This is a genomic window from Streptomyces sp. NPDC098101 (assembly GCF_044760185.1).
Taxonomy (GTDB): domain Bacteria; phylum Actinomycetota; class Actinomycetes; order Streptomycetales; family Streptomycetaceae; genus Streptomyces.
Genome location: NZ_JBIWAS010000003.1, coordinates 312,606 through 325,023, shown reverse-complemented (window position 1 = coordinate 325,023; position 12,418 = coordinate 312,606). Strand labels below are relative to the sequence as shown.

8 protein-coding genes and 1 tRNA gene are annotated in these 12,418 nt (G+C 67.1%); all 9 read right to left on the bottom strand.

Translation table 11 applies throughout. From position 1 onward, the window contains the following. Positions 1-148: 148 nt before the first annotated feature. The gene (locus ACIQVI_RS14425; RefSeq protein WP_351972180.1) at positions 149-4,048 is read right to left on the bottom strand and encodes a DNA-directed RNA polymerase subunit beta'; all 3,900 of its coding nucleotides are present in this window, start codon (positions 4,046-4,048) and stop codon (positions 149-151) included. A gap of 100 nt (positions 4,049-4,148) precedes the next feature. Continuing rightward, a complete protein-coding gene (rpoB, locus tag ACIQVI_RS14420; RefSeq protein ID WP_125657873.1) occupies positions 4,149-7,631 on the bottom strand; it encodes a DNA-directed RNA polymerase subunit beta in 3,483 nt (1,160 codons plus the stop codon). Between the two features lie 561 nt (positions 7,632-8,192). Continuing rightward, entirely contained in the window at positions 8,193-8,576 is a 384-nt protein-coding gene (gene rplL / locus ACIQVI_RS14415; RefSeq protein WP_351972181.1) for a 50S ribosomal protein L7/L12, read from the bottom strand. Positions 8,577-8,689: 113 nt separating this feature from the next. Beyond that, on the bottom strand, positions 8,690-9,220 hold the full coding sequence (rplJ, locus tag ACIQVI_RS14410; protein WP_053646191.1) for a 50S ribosomal protein L10: 531 nt from the start codon (positions 9,218-9,220) through the stop codon (positions 8,690-8,692). A gap of 378 nt (positions 9,221-9,598) precedes the next feature. Continuing rightward, on the bottom strand, positions 9,599-10,327 hold the full coding sequence (rplA, locus tag ACIQVI_RS14405; RefSeq protein ID WP_121831424.1) for a 50S ribosomal protein L1: 729 nt from the start codon (positions 10,325-10,327) through the stop codon (positions 9,599-9,601). 77 nt (positions 10,328-10,404) lie between these two features. Next, positions 10,405-10,839: a 50S ribosomal protein L11 gene (gene rplK, locus ACIQVI_RS14400; RefSeq protein ID WP_030318720.1), complete on the bottom strand. Its 435-nt coding sequence runs from the start codon at positions 10,837-10,839 to the stop codon at positions 10,405-10,407. Positions 10,840-10,997: 158 nt separating this feature from the next. Further along, positions 10,998-11,852 carry a transcription termination/antitermination protein NusG gene (nusG, locus tag ACIQVI_RS14395; protein WP_403595287.1) on the bottom strand — a complete coding sequence of 285 codons (855 nt, stop codon included), beginning with the start codon at positions 11,850-11,852 and terminating at the stop codon, positions 10,998-11,000. A gap of 44 nt (positions 11,853-11,896) precedes the next feature. Next, positions 11,897-12,184 (bottom strand): preprotein translocase subunit SecE, encoded by a 288-nt coding sequence (gene secE / locus ACIQVI_RS14390; RefSeq protein WP_121831426.1) that lies wholly within the window; start codon positions 12,182-12,184, stop codon positions 11,897-11,899. A gap of 103 nt (positions 12,185-12,287) precedes the next feature. Beyond that, positions 12,288-12,360: transfer RNA gene (locus ACIQVI_RS14385), tRNA-Trp, on the bottom strand. Between the last annotated feature and the right edge of the window lie 58 nt (positions 12,361-12,418).

Sequence of the window (12,418 nt, the reverse complement as noted above, 5' to 3'; positions counted from 1 at the left end):
GCGGGGGGCCGGCGCCCCGCCCCCCCCCCCCCCCGCGCGGGGGGGGGGGGGGGGGGGGGGGTGGGGGGGCGGGGGGGGGGGGCCGGGGGGGGGGGCCCCCCCCCCCCCCCCCGGGGGGGGCCCCCCCCTCCGGTATCAAGCGACTCGCTTACTGGTTGTACGGACCGTAGTCGTAGTCCTCCAGCGGAACGGCCTGGCCGGAGCCCGAGCCGAACGGCGAGTAGTCGATGTCGTCGTAGCCGACGGCCGAGTACATCGCGGCCTTGGCCTCCTCGGTCGGCTCGACCCGGATGTTGCGGTAGCGGGACAGACCCGTACCGGCCGGGATGAGCTTACCGATGATGACGTTCTCCTTGAGGCCGATGAGGCTGTCGGACTTGGCGTTGATCGCCGCGTCCGTCAGCACTCGGGTCGTCTCCTGGAAGGAGGCGGCCGACAGCCAGGACTCCGTCGCCAGCGAGGCCTTGGTGATGCCCATCAGCTGCGGACGGCCGGAGGCGGGGTGACCGCCCTCGGTGACCACACGACGGTTCTCGGTCTCGAACTTCGACCGCTCGACCAGCTCGCCCGGAAGCAGCTCCGCGTCGCCGGACTCGATGATCGTCACGCGGCGCAGCATCTGCCGGATGATGATCTCGATGTGCTTGTCGTGGATCGACACGCCCTGCGAGTTGTAGACCTTCTGGACTTCGCCGACCAGGTGGACCTGGACCGCGCGCTGACCGAGGATCCGGAGCACGTCGTGCGGGTTGGTGGCACCCACGGTGAGCTTCTGGCCCACCTCGACGTGGTCGCCCTCGCCCACGAGCAGACGGGCACGCTTCGAGATCGGGAACGCCGTCTCGTCGGTGCCGTCGTCCGGGGTGACGACGATCTTCTTGGTCTTCTCGGTCTCCTCGATGCGGACGCGGCCGGCCGCCTCCGAGATCGGGGCGACACCCTTCGGCTGCCGGGCCTCGAAGAGCTCGACGACACGGGGCAGACCCTGGGTGATGTCGTCACCGGCCACACCACCGGTGTGGAAGGTACGCATCGTCAGCTGGGTGCCCGGCTCACCGATGGACTGGGCGGCGATGATGCCGACCGCCTCACCGATGTCGACCAGCTTGCCGGTGGCGAGCGAACGGCCGTAGCAGAACGCACAGGTGCCGACGGCGGACTCGCAGGTCAGGACCGAACGGGTCTTGACCTCCTCGACGCCCGCGTTGACCAGGGCGTCGATGAGCACGTCGCCCAGGTCGACGTTGGCCGGCGCGATGACCTTGCCGTCCACGACGACGTCCTCGGCGAGCATCCGCGCGTACACGGAGGTCTCGACGTCCTCGGTCTTGCGCAGGACACCCGTCTCGTCCTTCGCCGCGATCCGCAGCTTCAGACCGCGCTCGGTGCCGCAGTCCTCCTCGCGGATGATGACGTCCTGCGAGACGTCCACCAGACGACGGGTCAGGTAACCCGAGTCGGCGGTACGCAGGGCGGTGTCGGCGAGACCCTTACGGGCACCGTGCGTCGAGATGAAGTACTCGAGGACGGACAGGCCCTCGCGGAAGGACGCCTTGATGGGACGCGGGATGGTCTCGTTCTTCGCGTTCGACACCAGACCGCGCATACCCGCGATCTGCCGCATCTGCATCATGTTTCCTCGGGCACCCGAGTCGACCATCATGAAGATGGGGTTGGTCTTGGGGAAGTTCGCGTTCATCGCCTCGGCGACCTCGTTGGTCGCCTTGGTCCAGATCGCGATGAGCTCCTGCGTGCGCTCTTCCTTGGTGATCAGACCGCGCTCGTACTGCTTCTGGACCTTCTCGTCCTGCGCCTCGTACCCGGCGACGATCTCCTTCTTCGCCTCGGGGACGACGACGTCGGAGATGGCCACGGTGACGCCGGAGCGGGTCGCCCAGAAGAAGCCGGACGCCTTCAGGTTGTCGAGCGTCGCCGCCACGATGACCTTGGGGTAGCGCTCGGCCAGGTCGTTGACGATCTCGGAGAGCTGCTTCTTGCCCACCGAGTAGTCGACGAACGGGTAGTCCTCGGGCAGCAGCTCGTTGAAGAGCGCGCGGCCCAGGGTGGTGCGCAGGCGGAACGAGTCCCCCTGCTGCCACTCGGGCTCGCCCTCCTCGCGCGCCGGCGGGGTCCAGCCGCGCGGCGGGATGGTGCCCACCGGGAAGCGGATGTCGATCGGCGACTGCAGCGCGAGCTCGCCGGCGTCGAACGCCATGATCGCCTCGGCCGTGGAGCCGAACGCGCGGCCCTCGCCCTTGGTGTCACGGAGCTCGCCGTCGGTGGTCAGGAAGAACAGACCGAGGACCATGTCCTGGGTCGGCATCGTGACCGGACGGCCGTCGGCCGGCTTGAGGATGTTGTTCGAGGACAGCATCAGGATGCGGGCCTCGGCCTGCGCCTCCGCGGAGAGCGGCAGGTGGACGGCCATCTGGTCACCGTCGAAGTCCGCGTTGAACGCGGTGCAGACGAGCGGGTGGATCTGGATGGCCTTGCCCTCGACCAGCTGCGGCTCGAAGGCCTGGATGCCGAGGCGGTGCAGCGTGGGCGCACGGTTCAGCAGGACCGGGTGCTCGGCGATGACCTCTTCGAGGACGTCGTACACGACCGTGCGGCCGCGCTCGACCATCCGCTTGGCGCTCTTGATGTTCTGCGCGTGGTTCAGGTCGACCAGGCGCTTCATCACGAACGGCTTGAAGAGCTCGAGCGCCATGGCCTTCGGCAGACCGCACTGGTGCAGCTTGAGCTGCGGGCCGACGACGATGACGGAACGGGCCGAGTAGTCGACTCGCTTGCCGAGCAGGTTCTGACGGAAACGACCCTGCTTGCCCTTCAGCATGTCGCTGAGGGACTTCAGCGGACGGTTGCCGGGGCCCGTCACCGGGCGACCGCGACGGCCGTTGTCGAAGAGGGCGTCGACCGCCTCCTGGAGCATCCGCTTCTCGTTGTTCACGATGATCTCGGGCGCGCCGAGGTCGAGAAGCCGCTTCAGGCGGTTGTTGCGGTTGATCACGCGGCGGTACAGGTCGTTCAGGTCGGAGGTCGCGAAGCGGCCACCGTCCAGCTGCACCATCGGACGCAGGTCCGGCGGGATGACCGGCACGCAGTCGAGAACCATGCCCTTGGGGCTGTTCGCGGTCTGCAGGAACGCGGAGACGACCTTGAGGCGCTTGAGCGCACGGGTCTTCTTCTGGCCCTTGCCGGTGCGGATGATCTCGCGGAGGCGCTCGGCCTCCTCCTCCAGGTCGAAGGACTCCAGGCGCTTCTGCAGCGCCGCGGCACCCATCGAGCCGTCGAAGTACGTGCCGAAGCGGTCACGCAGCTCGCGGTAGAGGAGCTCGTCGCCCTCCAGGTCCTGGACCTTGAGGTTCTTGAAGCGCGACCAGACCTCGTCCAGACGGTCGATCTCGCGCTGCGCGCGGTCGCGCAGCTGCTTCATCTCGCGCTCGGCACCCTCGCGCACCTTGCGGCGCACGTCGGCCTTGGCGCCCTCGGCCTCCAGCTCGGCCAGGTCGTTCTCGAGCTTCTTGGCGCGGGCCTCCAGGTCGGAGTCGCGACGGTTCTCGATCTGCTGGCGCTCGACGGAGACGTGCGCCTCCAGGGAGGGCAGGTCACGCGTACGGCGCTCGTCGTCGACGTACGTGATCATGTACGCCGCGAAGTAGATGACCTTCTCCAGGTCCTTCGGGGCGAGGTCGAGCAGGTATCCGAGGCGCGACGGGACGCCCTTGAAGTACCAGATGTGGGTGACGGGAGCGGCGAGCTCGATGTGGCCCATCCGCTCGCGGCGCACCTTGGCGCGGGTGACCTCGACGCCACACCGCTCACAGATGATGCCCTTGAAGCGGACACGCTTGTACTTGCCGCAGTAGCACTCCCAGTCCCGGGTCGGACCGAAGATCTTCTCGCAGAAGAGTCCGTCCTTCTCGGGCTTGAGCGTGCGGTAGTTGATGGTCTCCGGCTTCTTGACCTCGCCGTGGCTCCACTGACGGATGTCGTCAGCGGTGGCCAGACCGATCCGGAGCTCGTCGAAGAAGTTGACGTCGAGCACTATGCGTCAATCCCTCTCAGGGTTGTAAGGCTGTGGGTCTGATACGGGGGTCCTGGGGCCGGCGGGGGGACCGTGAAGGGTCCCCCCGGCCGGACTCCCGTCAGACCTCTTCGACGCTGCTCGGCTCGCGCCGGGACAGGTCGATGCCGAGCTCCTCCGCTGCGCGGAAGACGTCCTCGTCGGTGTCGCGCATCTCGATGGACATGCCGTCCGAGGACAGCACCTCCACGTTGAGGCACAGGGACTGCATCTCCTTGATGAGCACCTTGAAGGACTCGGGGATGCCGGGCTCAGGGATGTTCTCGCCCTTGACGATGGCCTCGTAGACCTTCACGCGGCCGGTCACGTCGTCGGACTTGATCGTCAGCAGCTCCTGGAGGGCGTACGCGGCGCCGTACGCCTCCAGCGCCCACACCTCCATCTCACCGAAGCGCTGGCCACCGAACTGGGCCTTACCACCCAGCGGCTGCTGGGTGATCATCGAGTACGGGCCGGTCGAACGGGCGTGGAGCTTGTCGTCGACCAGGTGGTGGAGCTTGAGGATGTACATGTACCCGACGGAGATCGGGTCCGGGAACGGCTCGCCGGAGCGGCCGTCGAACAGCCTCGCCTTGCCGGTCGGGAGCACCATGCGCTCGCCGTCGCGGTTCGGGATGGTGTGGTTGAGCAGGCCCGCGAGCTCGTCCTCGCGCGCACCGTCGAAGACCGGGGTCGCGACGTTGGTGCCGGGGGCGACCTGGTCGGCGCCGATCGCCTGGAGGCGCTGCGCCCACTCGTCCGCGAGGCCGGAGACGTCCCAGCCGCGGCTGGCGAGCCAGCCGAGGTGGATCTCCAGGACCTGTCCCGGGTTCATTCGGGACGGGACGCCGAGGGGGTTGAGGATGATGTCGACCGGGGTGCCGTCCTCCAGGAACGGCATGTCCTCGATCGGCAGGATCTTCGAGATGACGCCCTTGTTGCCGTGCCGGCCGGCGAGCTTGTCACCGTCGGTGATCTTGCGCTTCTGGGCGACGTAGACGCGGACCAGCTGGTTCACGCCCGGGGGAAGCTCGTCGCCCTCCTCACGGTCGAAGACGCGCACGCCGATGATCTTGCCGATCTCGCCGTGGGGCACCTTCAGCGAGGTGTCGCGGACCTCACGGGCCTTCTCGCCGAAGATCGCGCGGAGCAGGCGCTCCTCCGGGGTCAGCTCGGTCTCGCCCTTGGGCGTGACCTTGCCGACCAGGATGTCGCCGGCGACGACCTCGGCACCGATGCGGATGATGCCGCGCTCGTCGAGGTCGGCGAGGACCTCCTCGGAGACGTTCGGGATGTCCCGGGTGATCTCCTCGGGGCCCAGCTTGGTGTCACGGGCGTCGACCTCGTGCTCCTCGATGTGGATCGAGGAGAGGACGTCGTCCTGCACGAGGCGCTGCGACAGGATGATCGCGTCCTCGTAGTTGTGGCCCTCCCACGGCATGAACGCCACGAGCAGGTTCTTGCCGAGCGCCATCTCGCCGTCTTCGGTGGCGGGGCCGTCGGCGAGGACCTGGCCCTCGATGACGCGGTCGCCCTCGTCCACGACGACCTTCTGGTTCACCGAGGTGCCCTGGTTCGAGCGGGAGAACTTGTGCAGGCGGTACGTGATGTACGTGCCGTCGTCGTTGGCGACCGTGATGTAGTCGGCCGACAGCTCCTGGACGACGCCGTCCTTCTCGGCCTTGAGCACGTCGCCGGCGTCGGTGGCGCAGCGGTACTCCATGCCGGTGCCGACGAGCGGGGCCTCCGACTTGATGAGGGGCACCGCCTGACGCATCATGTTCGCGCCCATGAGGGCACGGTTGGCGTCGTCGTGCTCCAGGAAGGGGATCATGGCGGTCGCGACCGACACCATCTGGCGCGGCGAGACGTCCATGTAGTCCACGTCGGCCGGGAGGACGTAGTCGACCTCGCCGCCACGCTTGCGGACCAGGACGCGGTTCTCGGTGAAGCGCAGCTCGTCGTCGAGGCCGGCGTTGGCCTGCGCGATGACGAAGCGGTCCTCCTCGTCGGCGGTGACGTAGTCGACCTCGTCGGTGACCTGGCCGTCGACGACCTTGCGGTACGGCGTCTCGATGAAGCCGAACGCGTTGACGCGGCCGTACGAGGCGAGCGAACCGATCAGACCGATGTTCGGGCCTTCGGGGGTCTCGATCGGGCACATGCGTCCGTAGTGGGACGGGTGCACGTCGCGGACCTCGAAGCCGGCCCGCTCACGGGACAGACCACCGGGACCGAGCGCCGACAGACGACGCTTGTGCGTCAGGCCCGACAGCGGGTTGTTCTGGTCCATGAACTGCGACAGCTGGCTGGTGCCGAAGAACTCCTTGATGGAGGCGACGACCGGCCGGATGTTGATCAGGGTCTGCGGCGTGATCGCCTCGACGTCCTGGGTGGTCATCCGCTCGCGGACGACGCGCTCCATCCGGGCCAGACCCGTGCGGACCTGGTTCTGGATGAGCTCGCCGACGTTGCGCAGACGACGGTTGCCGAAGTGGTCGATGTCGTCGGTCTCGACGACGATCTCGTTGCCGTTCTCGCCGATCGTCTCGGTCTCGCCCGCGTGGAGCTTCACGAGGTACTTGATCGTGGCGATGACGTCGTCGGTGGTGAGCACGCCGGCGTCCAGCGGCTCGTCCGCGCCGAGCTTCTTGTTCACCTTGTAGCGGCCGACCTTCGCGAGGTCGTAGCGCTTCGGGTTGAAGTAGAGGTTCTCGAGCAGCGTCTGAGCGGCCTCACGGGTCGGCGGCTCGCCCGGACGGAGCTTGCGGTAGATGTCGAGCAGCGCGTCGTCCTGGCCCTGGGTGTGGTCCTTCTCCAGGGTGGCGCGCATGGACTCGTACTCGCCGAACTCCTGGAGGATCTGCTCGGTGGTCCAGCCGAGGGCCTTCAGGAGGACGGTGACGGACTGCTTGCGCTTGCGGTCGATGCGGACACCGACCAGGTCGCGCTTGTCGATCTCCATCTCCAGCCAGGCACCCCGGGACGGGATGATCTTGGCGGAGAAGATGTCCTTGTCGGACGTCTTGTCGATCGAGGAGTCGAAGTAGACGCCCGGCGAACGGACCAGCTGCGACACCACGACACGCTCGGTGCCGTTGATGACGAAGGTGCCCTTGTTGGTCATGAGCGGGAAGTCGCCCATGAAGACCGTCTGGGACTTGATCTCGCCGGTCTCGTTGTTGGTGAACTCGGCGGTGACGAAGAGCGGGGCGCCGTACGTGAAGTCACGGTCCTTGCACTCGTCGATCGAGTTCTTCGGCGGCTCGAAGCGGTGGTCGCGGAAGGTCAGCGACATCGACCCGGAGAAGTCCTCGATCGGGGAGATCTCCTCGAAGATCTCCTCCAGGCCGGACTTCGTGGGGACGTCCTGTCCCGACTCAAGGGCAGCCTCGACGCGAGCCTTCCAGGCGGCGTTGCCGAGCAGCCAGTCAAAGCTCTCGGTCTGCAGCGCGAGGAGGTTCGGAACCTCGAGGGGCTCCTTGATCTTTGCAAAGGAGATGCGCAGCGGGGCGGTGCTTGCGCCGTTGTTCGTATTGGTCGAGGCGTTGCGCGAGGCGGCCAAGAGGGGGTCCTTCCGAGGGCTCGGACTCACTACGCGCGTACCGGTCCCCAGCAGAGCTCCAGGGCAGACGTTTCCTGAAATGACCGAAAGGCCAGGTCAGAAGGGGTCGGCCGATGAAGCGGATGCGAAGGTATGCCCCTGGTGACGGGCAGGGGGCAGCTAACAGGCAGCGCAAAGGGTCAGTGTAGCCACTTGGCTCACTGATGTCCAGGGCGAGTTCTTCGCGACCCTCGTTGCTCTCAACTCCGCGCTACTTCGCGCCGTGCGGCGCACCTCGATACTGCCCGTTCCGTCGTCGATCCATGCCTCGGATACGGATCCTTGTGACGACGCGTCCTGAGAATTGCGCGCTGCGTGCGGTTCGTCAAGGGGCCCCGCTCCGCGGGACGCACGGCGAAGATCACCATACTCCGCTTCCGACGGCCCCCCGGACGCCCGCCACGCCCGTACCGGGGAACGCCGAAAGGCGACCACCCATGTGGATGATCGCCCTTCGGTGCTCCCGCGTTACACGGACGCGTCGCGCGGGAGCGGGAGTCGACTCAGCGAGCCGAAACGGCCTTACTTGACCGTGACAGCCGCACCGGCGGCCTTGAGGGACTCGGCGGCCTTCTCGGCGACGTCCTTCGCGACCTTCTCGAGGACCGGCTTCGGGGTGCCGTCGACCAGGTCCTTGGCCTCCTTGAGGCCCAGGGAGGTGAGCTCGCGCACGACCTTGATGACCTGGATCTTCTTGTCGCCGGCACCCTCGAGGATGACGTCGAACTCGTCCTGCTCGGCCTCGGCCTCGGCAGCGGCGGCCGGGGCGCCCGGGCCGGCGACGGCGACGGCCGCGGCGGCGGTGACGTCGAACTTCTCCTCGAAGGCCTTCACGAACTCGGAGAGCTCGATGAGGGTGAGCTCCTCGAACTGGGCGAGGAGTTCGTCCTGGGTGAGCTTCGCCATGATGGGCGATCCTTCCACTAATTCGGCAGGTGCCGGATGTATAGAGAGGCGGGCGTACTGTCGGCCCGCTGCGATCCGCGCGCTAGGCGGCGCGGATCAATGCGCGAGCCGAATTACTCGGCACCGCCCTGCTCGGCGAGCTTGACGCGAAGCGCCTCCGCGGTGCGGACGAACTTCGACGGCAGCGCCTGGAAGAGCGAGGCAGCCTGGGACTGCTTGCCCTTGAACGCGCCGGCCAGCTTGCTGAGCAGAACCTCGCGGGACTCGAGGTCCGCGAGCTTCTTGATCTCATCGGCGGACAGCGCCTTGCCGTCAAGGACACCGCCCTTGATGATGAGATTCGGGTTCTCCTTGGCGAAGTCACGCAGGCTCTTCGCCGACTCCACCGGGTCACCGGTGATGAAGGCGACCGCGGTCGGACCAGCGAAGTGCTCGTCCAGCGCGGTGATCCCGGCCTGGTTGGCCGCAATCTTGGTCAGCGTGTTCTTCACCACGGCGTACTGGGCGTTCTCACCGAGCGAACGACGCAGCGTCTTGAGCTGCGCCACGGTGAGACCCCGGTACTCGGTCAGCACGGCGGCGTTCGAGCTGCGGAACTGGTCCTCAAGCTCGGCTACCGCGGCAGCCTTGTCGGGCCTTGCCATAGAGCGTCGGCCTCCTTCCGGGTGATGAGGACCGCTCAGAAGGGGCTGACAAAACAAAACGCCCCGGGCGCAGGCGCACGGGGCTCAGCTCGACCGATCCGCGGGGAATCGGGAACTCTTCCACAGTCACCTGCGCGGGTCGTTCGCATCTCTCAGCGAATCCTTCGGCCACCGCACCCAGATGGGCGCAGAGACGACCAGCGGTCTTTGGCTTCTCGGGAAGCGTACGCGACCGGGGCGGTCGGGAGCAAATCGGCCCTGAACGGCCCTCCGGAAGGGGCCGGGAGGGCCGGGAGGGGGCCGGGAACGGCAAGAAGCCGGCCCCGCGCCTCCGGAGAGGTGCGGGGCCGGCTGACCACTTCAGCGAGCCGTTGGGGCTCAGACCGCGGCCGGGTCCTCCTCGACGAGGAGGTTGCGGGTGCGGTTGGAGTCCAGCGGGATGCCGGGGCCCATCGTCGTCGTCAGGGTCGCCTTCTTGATGTAGCGGCCCTTGGCGGCGGACGGCTTCAGACGGAGGATCTCCTCCAGGGCCGCGGCGTAGTTCTCGACCAGCTTCGTCTCGTCGAAGGAGACCTTGCCGATGATGAAGTGCAGGTTCGAGTGCTTGTCGACGCGGAACTCGATCTTGCCGCCCTTGATCTCGTTGACGGCCTTGGCGACGTCGGGGGTGACGGTGCCGACCTTCGGGTTGGGCATGAGACCACGCGGGCCGAGGACGCGGCCGAGGCGGCCGACCTTGCCCATGAGGTCCGGGGTGGCCACCACGGCGTCGAACTCGTTCAGGCGGTTGCCCTTGGAGATCTCGTCGATGAGCTCGTCGGAGCCGACGATGTCGGCGCCCGCGGCGATCGCGGCCTCGGCACGCTCACCGGTCGCGAAGACCAGGACCCGGGCGGTCTTGCCGGTGCCGTGCGGGAGGTTCACGGTGCCACGGACCATCTGGTCGGCCTTGCGCGGGTCGACACCCAGGCGGAAGGCGACCTCGACGGTGCCGTCGAACTTCGTGGTGGCGGTGTCCTTGGCGAGACGGACGGCCTCGAGGGGAGCGTAGTTCCGCTCGCGGTCGACCTTGGCGTCCGCGCCGCGGAGAGCCTTGCTGCGCTTCACTTCTTCTCCTGTTGTTTCAGGTATGGAGTCGTGGTGCGGGCCGCGCCGGCCCTACCACTGGGTCACGAGGGGGCTGGTCAGCCCTCGACCGTGATGCCCATGGAACGGGCGGTGCCAGCGATGATCTTGGACGCGGCGTCCAGGTCGTTGGCGTTCAGGTCGGGGAGCTTGACCGTGGCGATCTCGCGGACCTGGGCGGCGGTGAGCTTGGCGACCTTGGTCTTGTGCGGCTCGCCGGAGCCCTTGTCCACACCCGCGGCCTTGAGGATCAGCTTGGCGGCCGGCGGAGTCTTGGTGATGAAGGTGAAGGAACGGTCCTCGTAGACCGTGATCTCCACCGGCACGACCATGCCACGCTGCGACTCGGTCGCGGCGTTGTAGGCCTTGCAGAACTCCATGATGTTGACGCCGTGCTGACCCAGTGCGGGGCCGACCGGCGGGGCCGGGTTGGCCGCACCGGCGTTGATCTGGAGCTTGATAAGCCCCGTGACCTTCTTCTTCTTGGGAGGCATTGCTCTCTCCGGGTCCTAGTGAGAGTGTTCGGCCCGACACCCGGACATCCGGATGCAGGCATACCGCACAACGATAACGGGTATACACGTGCGGCTAAAAACCGAGCAGGTCAGAGCGGCTGTCACAGCCACTCTGACCTGGTCGGAAAACCGTGCGATCAGTTCTTCTGGATCTGGTCGAAGCTGAGCTCGACCGGAGTCTCGCGGCCGAAGATCTCGACGAGGCCCTTGACCTTCTTCGAGTCGGCGTTGATCTCGTTGATCGTGGCCTGGAGGGTGGCGAAGGGGCCGTCGGTGACGGTGACCGAGTCGCCGACCTCGAAGTCCAGGACCTGGACCTCCAGCTTGCGGGCCGGAGCCGGCTTGCCCTCGGCCTCGGCGGCCTCGCGGGCGGCCTTCTCCTCGGCCTCCGGGGCGAGCATCTTGACGATCTCGTCCAGGGTCAGCGGGTACGGGTCGTAGGCGTTGCCCACGAAGCCGGTGACGCCGGGGGTGTTGCGGACGACGCCCCAGGACTCGTTCGTGAGGTCCATGCGGACGAGCACGTAGCCGGGGAGCTTGTTCTGCTTGACGTTCTTCCGCTCGCCGCCCTTGATCTGGACGATCTCTTCCTCGGGGACCTCGGCCTGGTAGATGAAGTCCTCGACGTTGAGCGAGACGGCGCGCTGCTCCAGGTTGGCCTTCACGCGCTTCTCGTAGCCCGCGTAGGTGTGGATGACGTACCACTCGCCGGGGAGGGTGCGCAGCTCTTCGCGGAGCGCGGCGACCGGGTCGACCGGAGCGGCCTCCTCGGCCTCTTCTTCCTCGACCTCGGCGGCCTCGTCCTCGACGGCGACCTCGTCCTCGTCGGCCTCGTCCGCGGCGAGCTCGTCCTCGACGGTCTCCTCGGCGGCGGCCTCGTCCGCAGCGTCCTCAGCAGCGTCGGCCTGGTCCTCGTCGGCGGCCTCGACGATGTCCAGCTCGTCCTCGACGGGCTCGGACTCGAAGGCGTCGTTCAGGTTCGCGTCAGACACGGTGGCTGCTTCTTCCTGCGATACAGATGGGGTGGAACAAAAAGTCAGCCGAAGACGTACTTGACTGCTTCCTGGAAGCCATAGTCAATCACGGTGACAAGGCCGATCATGATGACGACGAAGATGATCACCACAGTGGTGTACGTCGACAGCTGGCTGCGCGTGGGCCAGACGACCTTACGGAGCTCCGCGATGATCTGGCGGTAGAAGAGCGCGAGGCGGCCCAGAGGACCCTTCTTCCCGCGCTTCCCGCCCTTGCGGGACTTCCTCTTCGACTCTGCGGTCTCGTCGTCGGCATCAGGCGTGTCGATGGAGCCTACGGCGTCCGTCACGATGTCTCACCTGATTCCGGGTCGGCCGTGCCGCGCCCGGGTGGAGCCGCACGGCGGTGCAATGAAGTACGTACATGCGCACAACACCTGGCGGTGTGTGTAGCAGGGCCGGAGGGACTTGAACCCCCAACCGCCGGTTTTGGAGACCGGTGCTCTACCAATTGAGCTACGACCCTTTGTGTCAGTGCCCCAACCTACCGCATCGTGAGATGCGGGCGGTGCGGACCAACGAGG